The organism is Lysobacter gummosus (genome assembly GCF_001442805.1).
GTDB lineage: Bacteria > Pseudomonadota > Gammaproteobacteria > Xanthomonadales > Xanthomonadaceae > Lysobacter > Lysobacter gummosus.
Map to the genome: position 1 here is coordinate 976,473 of NZ_CP011131.1, position 20,756 is coordinate 997,228.

Sequence of the window (20,756 nt, forward strand, 5' to 3'; positions counted from 1 at the left end):
GCTCCGTAGGAGCGAACAACAGGACGACAGTCAATGAACGCGGTGCCCTCCGAACTGATCCAGCAAGCCGACAAGCTGTCGGCAGACGTCACTCGCCCGATCCCCGGTTCGCGGAAGATCTATGTGCAAGGTTCGCCCGATGCCGCTCATGGGCATGAGGTGCGGGTGCCTATGCGCGAGATCGAACTGGCGCGCACGCCGACCATCTTCGGCGGCGAAGACAACGCGCCGCTCGCGGTCTACGACACCTCCGGCGTCTACACCGATGCCGGCGCGACCATCGACCTGGCCTCGGGCCTGGCGCCGGTGCGCGCGGCCTGGATCGCCGCGCGCGGCGATACCCAGGAGCTGACCGGCCTGTCGTCGGAATTCGGCCGCAAGCGCGAGCACGATCCGAAGCTGGCGCACGTGCGCTTCGGCAATCGTCCGCTGCCGCGCCGCGCGATCGGCGGCGCCAACGTCACCCAGATGCATTACGCGCGCCGCGGCATCGTTACGCCGGAAATGGAATACATCGCCATCCGCGAGAACCAGCGCCTGGATTCGATCCGCGAAGCGCACCTGCTCAATCAGCATCCGGGTCACACCTTCGGCGCCGATATCCAGAAGATCATCACGCCCGAATTCGTCCGCGACGAAGTCGCGCGCGGCCGCGCCATCATTCCGAACAACATCAATCACCCCGAAAGCGAGCCGATGATCATCGGCCGCAACTTCCTGACCAAGGTCAACGCCAACATCGGCAATTCCGCGGTGTCGTCCGGGATCGCGGAGGAAGTCGAGAAGCTGGTGTGGTCGATCCGCTGGGGCGCGGACACGGTCATGGACCTGTCCACCGGCAAGCACATCCACGAAACCCGTGAGTGGATCATCCGCAACTCGCCGGTGCCGATCGGCACGGTGCCGATCTATCAGGCGCTGGAAAAGGTCGATGGCCGCGCCGAAGAGCTCACCTGGGAAATCTTCCGCGACACCCTGATCGAACAGGCCGAGCAGGGCGTGGACTACTTCACCATCCACGCTGGCGTGCTGCTGCGCTACGTGCCGCTGACCGCCAAGCGCGTGACCGGCATCGTCTCGCGCGGCGGCTCGATCCTGGCCAAGTGGTGCCTGGCGCATCACAAGGAGAATTTCCTCTACACGCATTTCGAGGACATCTGCGAAATCATGAAGGCCTACGACGTGGCCTTCTCGCTCGGCGACGGTCTGCGTCCGGGCTCGATCGCCGACGCCAACGACGCGGCCCAGTTCGGCGAGCTGGAAACGCTCGGCGAGCTGACCAAGATCGCCTGGAAGCACGACGTGCAGACCATGATCGAAGGCCCCGGCCACGTGCCGATGCAGTTGATCAAGGAGAACATGGACAAGCAGCTCGAGGTCTGCGGCGAAGCGCCGTTCTACACCTTGGGGCCGCTGACCACCGACATCGCGCCGGGTTACGACCACATCACCAGCGCGATCGGCGCGGCGATGATCGGCTGGTTCGGCACCGCGATGCTGTGCTACGTCACGCCGAAGGAACACCTGGGCCTGCCGAACAAGCAGGACGTGCGCGAAGGCCTGATGGCGTACAAGATCGCCGCGCACGCGGCCGATCTGGCCAAGGGCCATCCGGGCGCGCAGGCGCGCGACAACGCGATGAGCAAGGCGCGCTTCGAGTTCCGCTGGGAGGATCAGTTCAACCTGGGCCTGGATCCGGAGCGTGCGCGCGAGTACCACGACGAAACCTTGCCGAAGGACGCGCACAAGGTCGCGCATTTCTGTTCGATGTGCGGGCCGCACTTCTGCTCGATGAAGATCACCCAGGACGTGCGCGAGTACGCGAAGGAACACGGCGTGGAAGAAGCCGCGGCGCTGGACGAGGGTATGGCCGAGAAGGCCGCCGAGTTCCGCGCGCAGGGTGCGCAGGTGTATCGCCGGGCTTGATTCGCGCCTGATTGTCGCTGGGCTGACGCCCGCGTGTTGCCTGAGAGGCGCGCGCGGGCGTTTTGTTTGGCGGGTAAAGCAAATCCCCCTCAATCCCCCTTTTTCAAAGGAGGAAGACAAGCCACTGCGGCTTGAGGTGCGCCGAGACCCGAAACCATCGCCAGATCCCACGCCCTAATCCGAAGGACTTCCCCCTTTGAAAAAGGGGGATTGAGGGGGATTTGCTCCACCCGCCCCTCTGTCCGCCGCCCCCCAAGTCCTGCAAACTTCCGCGCATGAGCGATCTGAGCTACGCCAGCCTGAAATGGCGCGCCCTCGCGCGCCGGCATCCGTCCGCCTTCCTGCTCGCGGCGCAGTTGCTGAGCATGCTGGCGTATCCGCTGTTCGAACCCGGCGGCCACGGACGCGTGGTGTTCGGCGCGTTCGGCGTGCTGGTGCTGGCGCTGGCGGTGTGGGTGGTCAATCGCAGCCCGGCGATCAAATGGATCGCGTGGCTATTGGCGGTGCCGGCGTTCGCGTTGTCGGTGCTGTCGGTGCTGATCGTCAGCCCCGGCCTGCTGGTGCTGTCCTCGGCGCTGGAAGCGGCGGTGTATTTCTACGCGGCCGGCGCGTTGATCGCCTACATGATGAGCGACCACAAGGTCACCGCCGACGAACTGTTCGCGGCCGGCGCGACCTTCACCTTGCTGGCGTGGGGCTTCGCGTACGCCTTCCTGGTCTGCCAGGCCTGGTATCCAGGCAGTTTCGTCGGCGCCGAACGGCCCGGCGAGCCGCGGACCTGGATCGAACTGCTGTTCCTGAGCTTCACCAATCTGTCCGCGGTCGGCCTGGGCGACATCCTGCCGATGAGCCCGGCGGCACGCGTGCTGACCATGTTCGAGCAGTTCGCCGGCGTGGGCTATATCGCCGCCGTGGTGTCGCGCCTGATCGGGCTGACGATGCTCCGGCATGAACGGCACTGAAACGAATCAGCGCTAATATCGCGATGGGTTACACATAAACACACGCATTTTCGTGTGTTTTGGAACGATACGTTTCAAGCCTTTAGCGCACTAAACGGCTCCTGCGACGCTCGAACAGCCTCGGCTCAGCTTCGCGGACGTTAGAATGGCGGCTAGAACAAGAAAGATCGGCGCGCTTTTCCGATCGCGCCATCGCGCTATGCCGGATATGTCAATTCGCCCTTCGTGTCGCCTATGCGTTCAGGCACATGACCGGCAGTAGGCAAGTGCGCACCATTAGCAGGATTCATGCCGCGACTCCATGAGCCATCGACGCCGCCATTGCCCGCCGAACATCTGCGGGTAGGCGATTGCGTGGTCGATATTCCCCTGCGCGAGATCCGCGCGCCCGGGGTGCGTCGGCCGCGCAGGATCACGCCCAAGTCGATGGGCGTGTTGCTCGTGCTCGTGGATCACGCCGATCGCGTGGTCAGCCGCGACGCGCTGCTGGCCGAGGTCTGGCCCGACACGCTGCCGACCGACGACGTGGTCACCCAGGCCGTCACCCAGCTGCGCAAGGCCTTCGACGAAGACCGCGGCAATCCGCGCTACATCGAGACCATCGCCAAGAACGGCTACCGCCTGTTGGCCAAGGTCGAGTGGCTGAGCCCGGAATCGACCCCGGCGCACGACGCCGAGCCGGCCGTGGACGTGGAGCTGATCGGCGCCGGCAACGGCACCGAGACGGCGCGGATCGACGAGCACGTCGATCCGGTGCCGCTGCCGGTCCAGGCGCGGCCGCGCGGCACCTGGCATTCCATACTCGGGGTGATCGCGGCGGTGGTGGTGCTGGTTGCCGGCCTGGTCTGGTGGTCGATGGCGCGACAGTCCACCGCGGCCAGCGCGGCCACGCCGTCGCTGGACCCGGCCAAGATCGCCGGCGCGGCCCGGCCGTATCGCCTGATCACCTCGATGCCGGGCTTCGAGCTCGCCCCGACCTTGTCGCCCGACGCCGCCCTGGTCGCCTACGTGGCGGTGCCCGAGGGCCAGCGCGGCACCGCGATCCTGGTCCAGACCACCGATCAGACCCCGCCGCGGCAGCTGACCCGGCCCAGCGGCCTGGCCGAGGACAGCGCCCCGTCCTGGTCGCCGGACGGCCGCTCGATCGCGTTCCTGCGGGTCGAGCCGGGCGTGTCCTGCGAAGTGCTGATGATCGCCGCCAACGGCGGCGCCGAGCGCGATATCGGCGCTTGCGATCCGCGCAGCCCGCCGACCTTCGAATGGACCCCCGACGGCCGCGGCCTGATCTTCGGCAGCATGCTCACCGCGCAGGGCCTGGTCGGCATGCGCGTGCTGGACCTGGCCAGCGGCGAATGGCGCGCGGTGCCGTATCGCTCCGGTGCCGGCAATGTCGATCTGTCGCCGCGGTTCTCGCCCGACGGCCGCTGGATTGTGTTCCTGCGCAACAACCCGCAAGGCGACTTCTGGCGGCTGCCGGCCGAGGGCGGCACCGCCGAGCGCCTGAGCCAGCTCAGCGCCGACGTGCGCGGCTGGGACTGGCTGCCCGACAGCCGCAGCATCCTGTTCGGCCGCATGATCGACGGCGATACCCGCATGTTCCGCCTGGACCTGGAAACCGGCCAGGCCCGCGACCTGGGCATCGAATCGGCGCAGGCGCCGGCGGTCGCGGCGGCGCGGCCGGCCGCGGCCTTCGTCCAGCGCAAACCGTATTTCGGCCTGTTCCGGGTCGTGCTAGGCGACAGCAGCCAGGGCGCGGTGCACGTGGTCGATCCGCTGTTCCCGTCCTCGGCGCGCGACATGCTGCCGATGGTCGCGCCGGACGGCCGCCAGATCGTGTTCTTCTCCGACCGCTCCGGCAGCAACCATCTGTGGTGGGCCGACCTGGATCAGCCCGACTCGCTGCGCATGCTGCAGGGCGTGCAGCCGGGCACGCGCTACGCCGCGTCGTGGTCGGCCGACAGCACCCGGGTCACCGTGGTGGGGCCGGACGCCGACGGCCGCAATGTGGTCTACGAAATCGTCCCGGCCAGCGGCCGGGTCAACCGCCTGCCGATTCCCGCCGGCGAGCCGGTGCAGGCGCTGCAACCGCCCGATCCGGGCCGGCTGCTGATCCTGACCAGCGTCGGCGACGGCCGCCTGCGCCTGAACCTGTTCGACCGCCGGCGCACGCCCTGGCGCCTGGCCGGCGCGATCGACGACATCTCCCAGGTCCGGGTGGACGGCGCCCGCAATCGCCTGCTGTTCACCCGCCAGACCCAGGCCGGCCTGTGGCAGTCGGACTTGGCGCTGACCCCGTCCAGCGTGCGTCGCATCGACGACGCAGAACCGGTCGCCGATCGCTACCGGCTGTGGGACGTGGCGACCGAAACCGGCGAGTTGCGTTACCTGGACCAGCAGCCGACCTGCCTGGCGATGCTGCGCCGGATCGCCTCCCCGCAGCTGCCGCCGTCGGTGCTGTGCCTGGACCAAAGCCGGCGTTCGGCCCCGAATGGATTCAGCCTGAGCCCGCGCGGCGACACCGTGTATTTGTCGCTGGCCAAGTGGGACGGCGCCGATATCGGTTACATGGATCTGCCTGAAGAGCCGAAGACGTTTGTTCCAGGCTGGCTCAACTGATTGATTCGGAAGTAAAAACCTCTTTCGGAAAAGCTTCGGTTGTGACGTCGTTCCGAATTCGTCTAACTCTCCGTCAAATTTCCGGCACCGGGTTCGTTGCTCAGGCAAATAAAAACCTCATTCCCCGCAAATGAGGTGGACCAATGGAGCAAGCATTGTGGGCCGATCGCGGACAGCTTCTGCAGCTGGACGCTCAGGATCTGTCCGTTCAGGCAAGTTGCGTCGGCGTCTCGCGACTGGGCAGCGCCCAGTTGTCCGGAACTCACTTCTCGATCTGGGTACAGCTGCGCGGCAGCTCCTGGGTCGAGGCCAAAGAGGGCAAGTTCCGCCTCAAGCGCGGTGACTGGATCGCGTTCGAGCGCGACTCCAAGCCGGTCCTGCAGGCCGACCGCTACGGCGTGTGCATCGGTCTGAACCTGACCGCCGACGCGATCAAGTCGATGGCCCGCCTGGCCGACAGCAGCCTGTACGCCGGCCGCGGCCGCATGAGCCGTCACGACGCCCGCATCGCCCTGCGCCTGTGGCGCCAGGCCCATGCCCGCGGCGGCGAGGCCGACACCGGCTTCGACATCAACGCCCTGCGCCCGATCCTGCTGCACCTGGCCGGCGTCCAGCGCGACCTGACCGCCCGCATCCAGCGTTGCCCGGGCCGCTCGCGCAGCCGCAAGCGCCAGGTGTTCGGGCGTCTGCAACGCGCCCGCCTGTACCTGGAAGGCAACTGCGACCGCGTCGTGCGCATCAGCGAGCTGGCCGAGCTGACCAGCTTCTCGAGCTGGTACTTCTCCAAGACCTTCCACAGCCTGTACGAGGAAAGCCCGCAGGCCGCTTCGGCGCGCATGCGTCTGGAGCACGCGGCGGACTTGTTGAAGAACACCTCGATGATGATCGGCGAAGTCGCGGCCGCCAGCGGTTTCGACAACTGCTGCAGCTTCGCTCGCGCTTTCCGCGCCCGCTTCGGCACCTCCGCCACGCGTTACCGCAGCGCCGCGGCCAGCGCCAAGCTCGAGTCGGCCAAGCCGGCGTTGGTGCCGATGCGCAAGCTGGCGATGGCGAGCTGAGTCCCGCGACGGCGCAAGCCGTCGGGACGAAAGCGATACGAAAGATAGATGTGGTTGTACGAAAGAAGCAGGTCGGTGAGCGCGTCGCAGGTCATCGCGGCCTGAATCACCGAAGTTGTCCGGCAAGACCGCATCACTGGCGCCCGCTGTACGCCTGCCCGATCCATTGCGCAGACGCGTGCCCGCCAGCCTCCCCCCGCGGCAGTTACACGATCCGATGAAGACCGCCGGGGTTTCGACTGCGCGCCCGCGCGCAGCGAAGCCTCGGCGCCGGTCCGGCGCAAGGCCGGGCGCGGTCGTCGCGATGGCGTGCACACACTTTCCATTCGATCCGGCTGGCGTCGGTGCAATGCCATGCGGGTTGCGCCGTCGATCGTCGCCATGTCGATCGCTGGCGGTGCCCGCATGTGCGAGCGACGCCGCATGCAGACAGATACGAGATCGATGAGCATCGCCCGCGCGTCATCGACGCGCGATTCATCGCCGAGCATTCGCATCGCGAAGAACGCGATCCACCCAAAACGCAGCGAAAACTGTGCGAGCCGATTCGGCAAAGCGTGCGAGCAGTCAATGCAAAATCCACGCGATATGTGCCGATATTCAATTGATGAATGCGCTATCGGTCAAAAATTACGCCAACACATCACATTTCAGGCGCGCTGCGCGATTCTTACTGTGACGTGACCCAGACCGCGAGGGCCGATTCGGCAAAGTCACCCGGCGTCACCCGCAAAGCAGCATCGTCACTTCGAACGTAATTTTGCAGGGCGTTTTAACACGCCCATAACGAGATTACTGGAGAGAGATAGATGAACCATCGCAGTCTGCGCCCCTCGGCGCGGTACGGCTTGCTGCCGTCCGCTATCGCCGCGGCGTTAGTGTCGGCTCTGGTCCCGGCGATTGCCGGCGCCCAGGAAGCCGACGCCTCCAATCAGGCCACCACCACCCTCGACCGCATCGAAGTCACCGGTTCGCGCATCCGTCAGGCGAATCTGGAAACCTCGCAGCCGGTCGTCACGATGACCCGCGCCGAAATCCAGAAGCAGGGTTTCACCAGCATCGCGGACATCGTCCAGAACATCACCGCTACCGGTTCGCCGGCGATCTCGCGCGCTGACGCGTTGGCGTCGGGCGAAGACGTGGGCGGCCAGTACGTCGACCTGCGCAACCTCGGTCCGCAGCGCACCCTGGTGCTGATCGACGGCAAGCGCATGGGCATCAGCTCCAGCGGCTACTCCGACCTGGCGGCGATCCCGAGCTCGATCGTCGAGCGCATCGAAGTCCTCACCGACGGCGCTTCGGCTCTGTACGGCTCCGACGCGATCGCCGGCGTGGTCAACATCATCACCCGCAAGCGTTTCGACGGCCTGGAAGGCAGCGCGTACCTGGGCCAGTACGGTCAGGGCGACGGCACGAAGGAAGTCTATAACTTCGTCATCGGTCAGACCGGTGAGCGCGGTTCGGTGACCTTGGGCGCCGAGTACAGCAAGGAAGATCCGGTGTTCGCCCGCGATCGTTCCTTCACCGCGTCGCCGCAGGGCCGCGCGCATCCGACCCCCGATCTGGGCGGTCCGGAAGGCAGCGTTCGCAGCAACGGCTGGAGCGGCATCAACCAGTGGGGCACGCTGTTCGACGCCGACGGCAACGCCTTCACGGCCAACCGCGGCACGACCAACACCAAGGACATCAACAACTTCCACCCGACCAACGGTCTGACCGATCAGGCTAACGCCAATCAGCAGATGTACCTGTCGACGGGTCTGGAGCGTCGTTCGGTGTTCGCGAACGCCGAATTCGACATCACCGACAACGTCCGCGCCAAGGCCGACGTGCTGTACACCGATCGCGAAGCGACCCAGCAGATCGCTGGTTACCCGTTCCGTTCGACCGGTTTCAGCGATCGCTATGACGGCGACCTGAGCCTGAAGGGCGACAGCGCCTTCAATCCGTTGGGCTATGACGCCAACTTCTTCCGCCGTGGCTGGGAAGTGCCGCGCCAGACCAAGTCCGAGCTGACCACCTACCGCTTCAGCGGCGGCCTGGAAGGTTCGTTCGAATTCGCCGGCAAGCCGTGGGATTGGGACGTCGGTTACCTGTACAACCAGAACAAGGGCGTCAAGACCGGCACCGGCAATCTGTTCCTGCCGAACGTCGAGAAGGCGCTGGGCCCGTCGTTCGTCGATGCCAGCGGCGTCGCGCGCTGCGGCACCGAGGCCAACCCGATCGCCGGCTGCTACGCCTGGAACCCGCTGCTGGGTCCGGACGTCAACGCCCCGGGTTCGCTGAACAACAAGGATCTGCAGAAGTTCCTGTACCTGCCGACCCACGACACCTCGACCACCAAGACCCAGGTCTACAGCCTCAACCTCAGCGGCGTGCTCGCCACGCTGCCGGCGGGCGACCTCGGCATCGCGGCGGGTTACGAGCACCGCAAGGAAGAGGCTCACTACTCGCCCGACGCGCTGCTGCAGTCGGGCCTGAGCACCGATCTGGCCGGTAGCGAAACCCAGGGCGGCTACTCGCTCGACGAGTTCTACGTCGAGTTGGCCGTGCCGGTGCTGTCGGATGTAGCCTTCGCGAAGGAACTGTCGTTCAACATCGCCGGCCGTTACTCCGACTACAACACCTTCGGCGACACCACCAACGGCAAGTTCAGCCTGAAGTGGAAGCCGATCGACGACCTGCTGATCCGCGGCACCTACGCGACGGGCTTCCGCGCCCCGACCGTGGCCGACCTGTACGGCGGTATCAGCGAGAGCTTCGACAACTACACCGACCCGTGCGACACGCTGTTCGGTTCGGCCGTGCGTAACCCGCAGGTCGCGACGCGTTGCGGCGCTGGCGGCGTTCCGGCGGGCTTCCGCCAGGTCGCTTCGGGCGGCAAGCCGGCGACCGGTCCGAACGCTCAGTCCGACAGCTCGTTCCTGTCGGGTTCGAACCCGAACCTGCTGCCGGAAACCTCGAAGTCCACCACCGTCGGTTTCGTGTACAGCCCGAGCTGGTTCAACGGCTTCGACATCAGCCTGGACTGGTGGAAGATCAAGATCGACGACGTGATCGCGGCTGAGACCGTCTCCTCGATCTTGAACAACTGCTACGTCCTGGGTATCGATTCGGCTTGCGGTCGCTTCATCCGCGACACCGATCCGGACAACCTCGGCCAAGTCGTCGGCGTGACCCGTAACCTGATCAACGCCGGCTACCAGGAAACCGCGGGTTACGACCTGGGCATCTCCTACCGCCTGGCCGACACCCGTTACGGCAACTTCGCTTTCACCTGGAAGACCACCTACGTCGATTACCTGGAATACAAGCGCGACAACGAGTCCACGACTCCGGTCGAGCAGCGTTCCAGCTGGGTCGCCGACGGCGCGAGCAACTTCCGCGTGCGTTCGAACTTCAACGCCGATTGGAGCTGGGGCGACTTCGGCGCGAGCTGGGGCATCCGCTACTACTCCGGCCTGAAGGAAGAGTGCTCGTACGATCTGAACGGCGGCGCCGAGTGCGACAAGCCGGACTATCGTTCGGCGTACAAGGGCGCGGTGCCGGTGCGTGAAGTGGGCGCCAACACCTTCCACGACGTGCAGGTCCGCTACAACACCCCGTGGAACGCCACGGTCTCGCTGGGCGCGAACAACGTGTTCGACCACATCGGCCAGACCATGTACAGCCAGCCGAACAGCAGCTTCAGCTACAACGGCAGCTTCGACATCGGCCGCTTCGTGTACATGAAGTACACCCAGCGCTTCTGATAAGAAGTCAGGCAGTACCGCAATACGACTACGGCCCCGAAAGGGGCCGTAGTTTTTTTTGTTCGGGATTGGGGATTGGGGCTACTGGGAGCCCGGCCAAGACAGTTACCACTGAAACTTAAAACTGACGGTTCAGTCACGTCTTTATGAACAGATTCAGCAGATTCAGCGAATGCCGCGGTGCAGCATGTTTGTGACGGAATTGGCAAATACAGTCTTTACGCGGCCATGTCTGTCGCGAGCCAATACCTGAAGGTACTAGCCAATGAAGTCATCGTTTCGTGTTGCGTTGTTGTGCGGCGCCGTCGTATCCGCGCTCGGTGTTTCTTCCGCAGCGTTCGCCGGCGGACGTCCGGATCTGGTCCTCGCCGGACTCAAGGCCGGCCGTGCTCATCAGGCGGATGAGCTGCTGGTCAAGTACCGCGATGGCACCAGCGCCGTCCAGCAATCCTCCGCGCGGCAGGCCTTCGGCCTGCAGAAGCTGGAGACGCTTCGCGCCGGCAACGCCAAGCGCGGCGAGCTGGCGCTGATGCGCGTTCCGGCCGGCCGCGATCTGGCGGCGACGCTGTATGAGCTCAGCCAGAATCCGAACGTCGAATACGCCGAACCCAACTGGCAGTACCAGCATCAGACCGCCTCGAACGACACCTACTACACCAACGGCTCGTTGTGGGGCATGTACGGCTCGAACTCGACTCCGGCCAACCAGTACGGCTCGCAAGCCGCGGTGGCCTGGGCCGGCGGCCATACCGACTGCGGCAACACCGTCGTGGGCATCATCGACGAAGGCTACATGTACTCGCACCCGGACCTGGCCGCGAACGCGTGGACCAATCCCTACGATCCGGTCGACGGCATCGACAACGACGGCAACGGCTACGTCGATGACGTGCACGGCTGGGATTTCGAAGGCAACGACAACGAAGTCTTCGACGGCGCGGGCGACGATCACGGCACCCACGTCGCCGGCACCATCGCCGGCGCGGGCGGCAACGGCCAGGGCGTGGCGGGCGTGTGCTGGAGCGGCGTCAAGCTGATCAGCGGCAAGTTCCTGGGACGGCGCAGCGGCACCACCGCCAATGCGGTCAAGGCGATCGACTACTTCAACGATCTCAAGTCGCGCCATGGCCTGAACATCGTCGCGACCAACAACTCCTGGGGCGGCGGTCCGTTCTCGCAGGCGCTGCAGGATGCCATCGGCCGGGCCAACACCGCCGGTATTCTGTTCGTGGTCGCCGCGGGCAATTCGGGCGTGAACTGCGAGAGCTCGGACTGCTATCCGGCCGAGTATCCGAACCCGAACGTGCTTTCGGTCACCGCGCTGCGGTCCGACGGCTCGCAGATCTACAGCTACGGTTCGACCACCATCGACATCGGCGCGCCGGGCTATGGCATCTGGTCTACGGTGCCGGTGTCTTCGAAGGGCCAGATCGTGCCGAGCTACGCCAGCTACAACGGCACCTCGATGGCGACTCCGCATGTCACCGGGGCGGTGGCGCTGTACGCGTCCTCGCATCCCGGCGCGACCGCGGCCGACATCAAGAGCGCGATCATGAGTTCGGCGATCGCGACGCCTTCGCTGAGCGGGAAGACCGTCTCCGGCGGCCGTCTGAATGCCAGCGGCTTCTGAGCCTGGATCTCGCGTTTCGTTGAATTTTGAGGATTGCACGATGAAGAAGATCGTTCTGATGCCCGCCATCGCGGGCGGCATGGTCCTGGCCGGCGCACTGGCTTCGGTCACGGCCGCGCCGCCGGCGGACCGGGCCAGCCCCCTGCGCGTGGGCCTGATGGCCGTGGCCGATCCGGCCGGCGGCTTCCAAGGCCAGGTCGAAGTCAGCATCACCAATACCAGCCGCCACACCGCGCGCGTACCCAAGTGGCAATTGCCGTCGAACCTGGTCGAATCCAAGCTGTTCCAGATCAGCCGCGACGGCGTCGCGGTGGCCTATCAGGGCCCGATGATCAAGCGCGGTCTGCCGCAGGCGGAAGATTTCGCGATCCTGCGCGCGGGCGAAACTTTGCGCAGCGTCGTCGATTTGTCCAAGGCCTATGACTTCAGCCAAAGCGGCGAATACGTCGTCGCCTTGAACTCGGTTCTGCAGTTCGCTTCCTTGTCCGACGGCACCATGCTGCGTCAAGGCAACGGCCTGCCGCAGATCGCCAAGAGCGCACCGCTGAGCCTGTGGGTCGCCGGCAAGGGCCAGGGCGCCAGCACGCAAGGCAAGCCGAGCGGCGGCGGCAGTTCCGTGGTCGGCGGCGTGTCGTACAAGAGCTGCAGCGCCACGCAGATCGACAGCATCGGCAGCGCGGTAACCGCCGCGCGCGGTTACGCGGAAAACGCCAAGGGTTATCTCAACGCCGGTACCGTCGGCCCGCGCTACACGACCTGGTTCGGCGCCTACACCTCGGCGCGTTATTCGACGGCGAGCCAGCACTTCGTCGCCATCGACGCGGCGCTGGATCAAAGCAACGGCGAAGTCACGGTGAACTGCGGCTGCAATCAGAAGTACTACGCGTACGTCTATCCGAATCAGCCCTACGAGATTTACGTTTGCCGCGCCTTCTGGACCGCGCCGCTGACCGGCACCGATTCCAAGGCCGGCACCTTGATCCACGAGACCAGTCACTTCACCGCGGTCGCCGGCACGGACGATCATGTGTATGGCCAGTCCGGGGCCAAGAACCTGGCGATCACCGATCCGGCCAGCGCCGTGGACAACGCCGACAGTCACGAGTACTTCGCCGAAAACACGCCTTCGCAAAACTAAACCGTCGCTGTCGGGAAACTAAACCCTCGCTGTCGGGCCCCGGGGCGACCCGGGGCCTTTGCGTTTGCAAGCCCGGCGGCGTCATCCGGGCCCGGCGCTTCGCGCTAAGATCGGGCACAGGGTTGAACTTCAAGCATGGACGCGGGCGCCTGCGGGCATCGGCGCGGTTTTTCGCATGTCCTGGACCACACGCACCACGACGAGGTGTCACGATGAAACTTCTAAAGCGCTCCGCGCTCACTGCGCTGCTTGGCCTGAGCCTGATGGCGACGGCGCAAGCGCAAACCGTCGGCTACAACATACGCACCGGCGATGTCTGGGTGGATACGCGCCTGGGCGAGATCAACGATTACGGACGGCGCTATCCGGAACCCTTCGTCGATGAGATCAGCGGCTACTACGGTGCGCCGCGCTCTTACGTCGAAGAATTGTTGCAGCGCCGGCGTTGGGCCCCGGGCGATGTCTACTACGCTTGCGCGCTGGCGCGCTCACTCGGCGTGCCTTGCCAGAACGTGGTCCGCGAATACGACCGCAATCCGGGGCAGGGCTGGGGCGCGGTCGCGCAACGCATGGGCATCAAGCCCGGCTCGCCCGCGTTCCACGCGCTCAAGCGCGGCGCGGTGACCACGTACGATCGCTGGGGCTATCCGATCCGGGTCGATCAATCCGTGCACGTGAACTGGGCCGATCACGGCCCCGGCAAGGGCAAGGGCCACTCGAAAGGACCGGGCGGGTCCAAGCACGATTCGTATCGCTCCGACCATCCTTCGTCGAAAGGCCATGGAAAGGGCGGATCGAAGGGCGATGATTTCCGTGGCAATGAAAAGGGGCACGGAAACGGTAAGGGACACGGCAACGACAAGGGAAATGGCAAAGGAAACGGCAAGGGAAACGGTAAAGGCCATTGAGCCGCTGAGTATTCGCATGCGGGCGCTGCCCGCATGCGGTCTGGGATGAATCGTTTACGCCGCCTCGCCAAACCCGCGGATCGAACTGCCCCCTCCTGATCCGAGGGGGCAGTGTTCAAACAGGGAAACGATTAAGGCGAGAAGTAGGACGAAATGCTCGACCACACCCCATCCAGGCGCGAGTACGAGTCCGGCTTGTCCGGGCCCAGCGATCCCTTTTTCCTGCACGCCGAGTAGCCGCCGTACAGGCCGCCGCGCAGTTGGTAGTCGCCGGAGCTGTTGATCGTAAACAGCCCGGAACCCGACGAACCGCCTTCGGTCACGCCCGCATTCCAGACCACCTGGGTGAGCGGCGTCTTGCCGTCGAGCGTCGTCGACAAGCCTTTCACCGTGCCCAGCGAGTACTTCTTGAGATCGCCGGCGGGGTGGTGGATGCCTTCGATCGAAGTTCCGGTGGCGGCGATGGCCGCGCTGTTCCAGCCGGCGTAGAGCGCGCCCGTCGGCGGCGCGCTCTTCAGCTCCAGCAGCGAGGTGTCGCGAGTGGTGTCGGCATGGCGCAGATAGGCGCCGCCGGACAAGGTGACCGCGCCCGGATTGGCGGTGTCGTTATTGCAAGCGGTGGCGTCGAAGAACCAATAGGTCTGCAGCGTGTCGGCGACCGTCTGCGTGCTGATGCAGTGCGCCGCGGTCCAGAACAGATTCCGCTTCGGCGAGTTGCTGTTGTTGAGCAGCGTTCCCGAACACAGATAGGACCCCGCGCTGGTGGTGAAGACCATCCGCGCCACCGCCTTGCTCGTATCGAGAAAGCTGGCGCTCGGATTGACGCGGCAGACGATGTCCTGTTCGCAGGCCTGGCTTGCGCCCACGCCGGAGGCCTTGGCGAACTCGCGCGAACTGCCGGCCGGATCGATATCCAGATGCGACAGCTGCGGCACGCTCAGCGAGAAAGCATCGGGCCGTTGACCGGCGGCCAGGACGATTTCGACGGTGATCGTGTCGCCCGCGACTACCGCCGACCAACCCGGCGCCTTGCCGGAGAACGCGCCGCCGTCCTGAGCGAAGACGCGCCCGTCGCTGCCGGCGAAGCGGAACGTGACCGCCGAGGCGGCGGCTTTGCCGGTCGCCCGCAATTGCAGGCCGGCCCGCAGCGCGACCGCGTTGGTGGAGGTCAGAGTGAAACGCGCGCCGCGCGAACCGTCGGCCAGCGTCTCCCAGTCCAGGCCTCCCAGGTCGATGCGGCTGCGGCCGACGTTGCGGGTGAAGCCGACCTCAAGCGGGGTGCCGTTCTTGACCTGATCGGCGCGACGGCCTCGGATCGCGGTGAGCGCGGCTTGTTCCGGCAGGCCCAGATCGACCGCCCGGATGGCCTTCGACTTGCTGCCTGTGGCGAACTCGACGCCCCCCAGAGCCTTGGCCGAGGGCGCCGCGGTGACGGGAGCGGGCCCCATTTCTTCCGCCGAGACGAGAGTCGTGAAACCCGACAATCCGGCGAGCAAGGCAAGCGACAGCGCGTTCTTTGCGATCATGGGCATGGATTCCTGAGTGCGGTGGGTAAGCCGATAGCCCCATCGAAGCGGGAGAGGGGCAGTAGTTGTAACGCCGCCCACTCGCGGTCTCCCTACCCACACGATGTGGACAGAAAGCGCCCTCGGTGTGTTCGACCGTGAGACCGGTCTCAATTCGCAAGTCGCCCAAGCCGCGAGGCTATCGGCGCCAATGCCGGCTTCGGCGCGGGGCAAAAAAAAGGCCGCCCATCGGGGCGGCCTTTTTTGCATCCGGTCGTGCGATGCGGCGAATCGATCAGAAGTTCGGCTTGTCGGCCTCGGCCGCGTAGCGCTGGATCGACTCCACAAGAATCTTCTTGGCTTCCTCGGCGTTGCCCCAACCGTCGAGCTTCACCCACTTGCCCTTCTCCAGGTCCTTGTAGTGCTCGAAGAAGTGGCCGATGCGCTCGAGCCAGTGCGGGCTGACCTGGTCGATGTCGTTGATGTGGCTGTAACCGGCGAAGACCTTGTCCACCGGTACGGCCAGGATCTTTTCGTCGCTGCCGGCCTCATCGACCATGCGCAGCACGCCGACCGGGCGGCAGCGGATCACCGAGCCGGGGATCAGCGGCAGCGGCAGCACCACCAGCACGTCGGCCGGGTCGCCGTCGCCGCAGACGGTGTGCGGCACGTAGCCGTAGTTGCAGGGGTAGCGCATCGGGGTCGAGAGGATGCGGTCGACGAAGATCGCGCCGGAGGCCTTATCGACCTCGTACTTGACCGGCTCGGCGTCCTTCGGGATTTCGATGATGACGTTGAGCTCGTGCGGCGGGTTCTTGCCGGTGGGAACGAGGTCCAGACCCATGTGTGCTCCGACTGCTGAGGCCCGCGCAGGTGCGGGCCGGATGAAAGAAAGGGGTGCGCCATTCTACGCGGCCGGCTGTTGCATTGCAGCACGAGGGGCAGGGCGGATCGGTGCGTCCCCGCTCGGCGCGTAAACGTCCAATCGGCGGCAAAGCCCGGCCTTCGTGCGGCGATCGGCGGCGAAACGCGCGATCGAGCGCCGAGGTCCGACGGCACCTGGGGAGGCGTCCAAAAAACGCAAATCCGCCGTCCAACGCCTGCGCGGCCGCCGGCTTGCCGGTTGCCGGCCCGGCTGTCTATCCTCGATTTAGATCGATATAAATCCGGGGGCGGCGATGCAGTGGTGGGGGCATGTCCAGCAGGAATTGGTCGGCTTTTTCGGCCTGGGCGCATTGCTGGAGCTGTTGGCCGAGCGCGGCTACCGGGCCCTGCTCAGCGCCGACGGCGCGGCGGCGCTGCTGTATCCGGTGATCCCGGTCCTGCTGGTCTATGAGCTGCTGCGCACCATCGCCCATCGCCAGTTCAAGCTTGAGGACTACAAGCTCCCGTTCCTGACCATGCTGGCCAACCGGCTGATCTCGGCGTTCCTGACCTTCGGCGTGGTCACCCTGTGCATCGGCCTGCTGCAGCCGTACGCGCCGTTTCAGGTCGGCATCAGCGTGCCGGGCCTGATCTACGGCTATCTGGTCTGGGAGTTCGCGCACTTCGTCTACCACTACCTCGCGCACAAGGTGCGGCTGCTGTGGTGTCTGCATTCGACTCATCACGCGCCGGTGGCGATGAATCTGTCCGTCAACTACGCGCACTTGTTCCTGGAGGCGCCGTACGCGGACCTGGTACGCACCAGCATCTGCATCCTGGCCGGGGTGGAGCCGCCGCTGTTGCTGCTGATCATGTTCATCGACGGCCTGTGGGGGCAGTTCATCCATCTGGGCGAACACGCGCTCAAGGACGGACGCCTGGGGTTCCTGCACCGGATCATCCTCACGCCCGCGCATCACCGCGTGCATCACGCGCGCAACGTGGTCTACATGGACACCAACTTCTGCAATCTGCTCAACGTCTGGGACCGCGTGTTTCGCACCTACCAGCCGCAGCGCGAAGACGTGCGCATCGAATACGGCATCACCCGGCCGATGAAGCCCGGCAGTTTTCTCGACGCTTACCTGGGCGAGTTCCATGCCTTGGGGCGCGATATCGCCAAAGCGCCGGGATTGAAGAACAAGTTGCTGTATCTGGTGATGCCGCCGGGTTGGAGCCACGACGGCGACCACAAGACGGCCGAGGCGAGCAAACGTGCGTGGCTGGCGCAACAGAGGGCATCGGTATGACGCGTTGGTGCGGGTGGGGCGTGGCGGTGAGTCTGGTTTTGCTTGGGTCGTCGGCGCAGGCCTTGGAACCTGCGCGGGTTAACTTGGCTCTGAAGCGTCCGACCACGGGCTCGACGATCTGCAAGCCCGGCGAGGAAGCGGAGAAAGCGGTCAACGGTTTGCTCGCCAGCAAGACCCACGACAAGTTCTGCTCGCTGGAACGGCCGGCGTGGCTGCAGGTGGATCTGCAATCGCTGCGCACGTTGCACGGCTTCACGGTCAAGCATGCGCAGGCCGGCGCGGAACCGGCATCGATGAACACCCGCGCGTTCGCCCTGTCGGTGTCGCCCGACGGCGCGAGGTGGCGGCAAGTGGTGAAGATCGACGACAACGTCGAAGGCGTCAGCACCCATCGCATCGCACCGATGCAGGCGCGCTACGTGCGCCTGGAGGTGAGCCAACCCGCGCAGGACCCGGCCGATCCGGCCACGCGGATCTACGAACTGGAAGTCTGGTAACCCGCGCCAGCGGCCCGCGCCGGCCGCGGGCCGACCCTGGTGCCGACCCTGGTGCCGACCCTAGCTTGGGTACGCCCTAGCTTGGATGCGGCCATACGTCTGCGTATCTATGGAGGCTCGAACTCCGTCCATCGCAGGTCCGACATGTCCGTACAGCTCGATGCCACCCGTCCCGCGCCGCCCCCGGCCGACAGCTACTGGGACAACCCGGCCGCCAACGACCCGAGCCGTCTGCTCGACCCGCAGCCACAGGTGACCGCCGATCCGGCCGCCTTGCTGGCGCCGGCGCAAAGCGCGGCGACGGGCGATGCGGTCCGCATCGAAGGCACCGACACCAATCCGCAGCAGCGCAGCCAGGGCAGCACGCCCGACGGCAAGACCGTCCAGATCGATCCGCTGCATCAAGGCGCCGAAGTCTCGATCGCGCGCGAGCAGACCCTGGCCGATGCCGGCGGCGGCCGCACCTACGTCAGCACCGACCAGGTGGTGCTGAGCACCGGCGCGAAAAACGACGACGTGCAGATCACCCAGCGCGACGACGGCACCCTGGATGTCGGCGTCAACGGCGAGAAGTACGAAGTGCGCCTGGGCGAAAACCAGGAACTCACCATCCGCAGCGGCGCCGGCAACGACACCATCAACGTCGCCTCCAACGTCAAGGTCAACATCGTCGTCGATGGCGGCGCGGGCGACGACAAGATCGCCACCGGCGCCGGCGCCGATCGCATCGACGGCGGCCTGGGCAACGACGACATCAGCACCGGCGCCGGCCGCGACGATGTGTTCGGCAACAGCGGCGACGATCGTCTCGACGCCGGCAGCGGCGACGACGTGGTGTACGGCGGCGACGGCGTCGATCGCCTGGCCGGCGGCGACGGCGTGGACTTCCTCGAAGGCGGCAAGGGCAACGACGCGCTCGACGGCGGCGCCGGCAAGGACATGCTGTCCGGCGGCCTGGACGACGACACCTTGCGCGGCGGCGAAGGCGACGACGCGGTCTATACCGGCGCGGGCAAGGACACGGTCGATAACCAGTCCGGCACCGACACCGTCTATGCGCAGACCGCCGCCGATCTGATCAATGCCGCCGGCGGCGCCAGGAACACGGTGATCAACGTCGAGATCAGCTCCAGCAAGGGCGTGAGCATCGAAGGCTCGGATGCGTTCAAGCAGCGCGTCGGCGCCGAGATCGACTTCCTGCGCAGCTCGCCGAACGGGCAGCAGATGCTGGCCGAATTCGACAAGGCCGCCGCGCGCGGCAACACCGTGACCATCAAGGAACTGGCCAACGAGCAGAACGGCTACGCCCAGACCTTCAGCAACGACGCCGACATCGTCAACGGCAAGCCGGGCAAGGGCGGCGACGTGCAGATCAGCTACAACCCCTCGTTCCACATGGCCGAATTCCCGGCGCCGGTGGTGGTGCTGTATCACGAGATGTCGCATTCCTATAACGGCGTCAACGGCAGCTTCCAGCCGGGCACCTATCGCGGCACCGGTCCGGACGACGGCCGGGTGCCCAATGCCGAACGTCAGGCGGTGGGCCTGGAAACCAGCGCGCCGGCCTACGACTTCGACGGCGATCCCGGCACGCCCAAGACCACGGCCAATCCCGATCATCTGACCGAGAACGGCTTGCGCGGCGAACTCGGCTTGCCGGACCGGCCGAGCTATTCGCTCTGAATATCGCTGCCACTGCGGTTAGGTTAGGGGAGCCTGAAGGCAGCCCGCGTTCACCGCGGGCTGCCTTCGCTTTGTTTAGATTGCCGCGAGATCTTTTGTAGGAGCGGCTTCAGCCCCGATGCTTTCCTTTCAGATCGCTGCATCGGACCGGACGGCATCGGGGCTGAAGCCCCTCTCACAAAAAAAACCACACCTCTAGTACCGTTCCCTTATCCGAGTCGCGGTATGAAATTCAAAAAATCTGCTGCCCGTTTCCCCATCGCGTTGCTGGCCATAGCCGCGGCAGCGTCGTCTCCCTGTTTCGCCGCGGAGCCCGGCCGGACCATGTCTGCTTCCACCCATGCCTCATCGGCCGCAGCGGCGAAAACCCAGGTGCAAGGGCAGGACGCCGAGCTGGCCGCGTCCTTCGCCTACGATCCGGCCAAGCGCGTACTGCGGGTGGATTACCGATTGCGCAACACCGGCGCGCGGGCGTTGGCGGTGTTCGATCGCGGCGATCGCCATGCGCTCGCGAGCGGCCGGCAGAAAGCCGGCGCGATCGCCGCACCGACATTGCGCAACGTCGGTGACGACGTCGTGCTCGAACACATTGCCCTGCCGTTGCCGCGCCCGGCGCCGGTATCGCCGCCCACGCCGCTGGCGGCGAAGCTCGCGGCCGGCGCGCAATCCAACGGGCATTTCGAATTCGCATTGCCCGGCCTGCAGGCGCCGAAGCGATTGCGCTGGTGCCTGGGCGTGGCCGCATTCGCCGAGGCCGACTTCAACTCGCCCGAGCAGGTCGGCGACGTCGAAATCTGGCGCGCGTCGTTCGCCGTGGCCGAACGTCAGCAAACGCTGTGCACGCCTTGGTTCGATGTCGCGCGCATGGCTTTTGAATCCTGAAGCCCGCAAGGACGCCGCGCCTTGC

At 65.7% G+C, this 20,756-nt stretch carries 15 protein-coding genes; 13 read left to right on the forward strand and 2 right to left on the reverse strand.

Annotation, left to right across the window (positions count from 1 at the left end; translation table 11 throughout):
- Window positions 1–33 precede the first annotated feature (33 nt).
- From thiC to LG3211_RS26255, 9 genes are all read left to right on the forward strand, one after another.
- Window positions 34–1,926 carry a phosphomethylpyrimidine synthase ThiC gene (gene thiC / locus LG3211_RS03980; RefSeq protein ID WP_057941692.1) on the forward strand — a complete coding sequence of 631 codons (1,893 nt, stop codon included), beginning with the start codon at window positions 34–36 and terminating at the stop codon, window positions 1,924–1,926.
- Between the two features lie 275 nt (window positions 1,927–2,201).
- Complete coding sequence (locus LG3211_RS03985) at window positions 2,202–2,888, forward strand: ion channel (protein WP_057941693.1); 687 nt, start codon at window positions 2,202–2,204, stop codon at window positions 2,886–2,888.
- A gap of 288 nt (window positions 2,889–3,176) precedes the next feature.
- Complete coding sequence (locus LG3211_RS03990; RefSeq protein ID WP_057941694.1) at window positions 3,177–5,504, forward strand: winged helix-turn-helix domain-containing protein; 2,328 nt, start codon at window positions 3,177–3,179, stop codon at window positions 5,502–5,504.
- Window positions 5,505–5,647: 143 nt separating this feature from the next.
- Window positions 5,648–6,562, forward strand: a complete 915-nt coding sequence (locus LG3211_RS03995) for a helix-turn-helix domain-containing protein (RefSeq protein ID WP_057941695.1) — start codon at window positions 5,648–5,650, stop codon at window positions 6,560–6,562.
- Window positions 6,563–7,006: 444 nt separating this feature from the next.
- Window positions 7,007–7,246, forward strand: coding sequence for a hypothetical protein (locus tag LG3211_RS25400; protein WP_148648737.1), 240 nt, complete (start codon window positions 7,007–7,009; stop codon window positions 7,244–7,246).
- 125 nt (window positions 7,247–7,371) lie between these two features.
- Window positions 7,372–10,314: a TonB-dependent receptor plug domain-containing protein gene (locus tag LG3211_RS04000; protein WP_057941696.1), complete on the forward strand. Its 2,943-nt coding sequence runs from the start codon at window positions 7,372–7,374 to the stop codon at window positions 10,312–10,314.
- A gap of 265 nt (window positions 10,315–10,579) precedes the next feature.
- On the forward strand, window positions 10,580–11,944 hold the full coding sequence (locus LG3211_RS04005) for a S8 family peptidase (RefSeq protein ID WP_057941697.1): 1,365 nt from the start codon (window positions 10,580–10,582) through the stop codon (window positions 11,942–11,944).
- A 40-nt stretch (window positions 11,945–11,984) separates the two neighbouring features.
- Window positions 11,985–13,082, forward strand: coding sequence for a M35 family metalloendopeptidase (locus LG3211_RS04010; RefSeq protein WP_057941698.1), 1,098 nt, complete (start codon window positions 11,985–11,987; stop codon window positions 13,080–13,082).
- 122 nt (window positions 13,083–13,204) lie between these two features.
- Window positions 13,205–13,990 carry a hypothetical protein gene (locus LG3211_RS26255; protein ID WP_187313130.1) on the forward strand — a complete coding sequence of 262 codons (786 nt, stop codon included), beginning with the start codon at window positions 13,205–13,207 and terminating at the stop codon, window positions 13,988–13,990.
- A 131-nt stretch (window positions 13,991–14,121) separates the two neighbouring features.
- Here the strand turns inward: LG3211_RS26255 and LG3211_RS04020 are convergent, their stop codons facing one another.
- Both LG3211_RS04020 and ppa read right to left on the reverse strand, forming a co-directional pair.
- Window positions 14,122–15,516, reverse strand: a complete 1,395-nt coding sequence (locus LG3211_RS04020; RefSeq protein ID WP_057941700.1) for a trypsin-like serine peptidase — start codon at window positions 15,514–15,516, stop codon at window positions 14,122–14,124.
- A gap of 274 nt (window positions 15,517–15,790) precedes the next feature.
- Complete coding sequence (gene ppa / locus LG3211_RS04025) at window positions 15,791–16,339, reverse strand: inorganic diphosphatase (RefSeq protein ID WP_057941701.1); 549 nt, start codon at window positions 16,337–16,339, stop codon at window positions 15,791–15,793.
- 334 nt (window positions 16,340–16,673) lie between these two features.
- Between ppa and LG3211_RS04030 the strand changes: the two genes are divergently transcribed.
- The 4 genes from LG3211_RS04030 to LG3211_RS04045 all read left to right on the forward strand — a co-directional run bounded on the left by LG3211_RS04030 (window position 16,674) and on the right by LG3211_RS04045 (window position 20,731).
- Window positions 16,674–17,669 (forward strand): sterol desaturase family protein, encoded by a 996-nt coding sequence (locus tag LG3211_RS04030; protein WP_057941702.1) that lies wholly within the window; start codon window positions 16,674–16,676, stop codon window positions 17,667–17,669.
- Between the two features lie 83 nt (window positions 17,670–17,752).
- Window positions 17,753–18,166, forward strand: coding sequence for a discoidin domain-containing protein (locus LG3211_RS04035; protein ID WP_057941703.1), 414 nt, complete (start codon window positions 17,753–17,755; stop codon window positions 18,164–18,166).
- 144 nt (window positions 18,167–18,310) lie between these two features.
- A complete protein-coding gene (locus LG3211_RS04040; protein ID WP_057941704.1) occupies window positions 18,311–19,849 on the forward strand; it encodes a M91 family zinc metallopeptidase in 1,539 nt (512 codons plus the stop codon).
- Between the two features lie 324 nt (window positions 19,850–20,173).
- Window positions 20,174–20,731, forward strand: coding sequence for a hypothetical protein (locus LG3211_RS04045; RefSeq protein WP_148648738.1), 558 nt, complete (start codon window positions 20,174–20,176; stop codon window positions 20,729–20,731).
- Window positions 20,732–20,756 lie beyond the last annotated feature (25 nt).

What these genes read in the sequence shown, in the direction of transcription:
- LG3211_RS03995 (WP_057941695.1), top strand. Translation starts at nt 5,648, where the DNA reads ATGGAGCAAGCATTGTGGGCCGATCGCGGACAGCTTCTGCAGCTGGAC.
- LG3211_RS03990 (WP_057941694.1), top strand. Translation starts at nt 3,177, where the DNA reads ATGCCGCGACTCCATGAGCCATCGACGCCGCCATTGCCCGCCGAACAT.
- LG3211_RS25400 (WP_148648737.1), top strand. Translation starts at nt 7,007, where the DNA reads ATGAGCATCGCCCGCGCGTCATCGACGCGCGATTCATCGCCGAGCATT.
- ppa (WP_057941701.1), bottom strand. Translation starts at nt 16,339, where the DNA reads ATGGGTCTGGACCTCGTTCCCACCGGCAAGAACCCGCCGCACGAGCTC.
- LG3211_RS04040 (WP_057941704.1), top strand. Translation starts at nt 18,311, where the DNA reads ATGTCCGTACAGCTCGATGCCACCCGTCCCGCGCCGCCCCCGGCCGAC.
- LG3211_RS04005 (WP_057941697.1), top strand. Translation starts at nt 10,580, where the DNA reads ATGAAGTCATCGTTTCGTGTTGCGTTGTTGTGCGGCGCCGTCGTATCC.
- LG3211_RS03985 (WP_057941693.1), top strand. Translation starts at nt 2,202, where the DNA reads ATGAGCGATCTGAGCTACGCCAGCCTGAAATGGCGCGCCCTCGCGCGC.
- thiC (WP_057941692.1), top strand. Translation starts at nt 34, where the DNA reads ATGAACGCGGTGCCCTCCGAACTGATCCAGCAAGCCGACAAGCTGTCG.
- LG3211_RS04030 (WP_057941702.1), top strand. Translation starts at nt 16,674, where the DNA reads ATGCAGTGGTGGGGGCATGTCCAGCAGGAATTGGTCGGCTTTTTCGGC.
- LG3211_RS04010 (WP_057941698.1), top strand. Translation starts at nt 11,985, where the DNA reads ATGAAGAAGATCGTTCTGATGCCCGCCATCGCGGGCGGCATGGTCCTG.
- LG3211_RS04020 (WP_057941700.1), bottom strand. Translation starts at nt 15,516, where the DNA reads ATGATCGCAAAGAACGCGCTGTCGCTTGCCTTGCTCGCCGGATTGTCG.
- LG3211_RS04045 (WP_148648738.1), top strand. Translation starts at nt 20,174, where the DNA reads ATGTCTGCTTCCACCCATGCCTCATCGGCCGCAGCGGCGAAAACCCAG.
- LG3211_RS04000 (WP_057941696.1), top strand. Translation starts at nt 7,372, where the DNA reads ATGAACCATCGCAGTCTGCGCCCCTCGGCGCGGTACGGCTTGCTGCCG.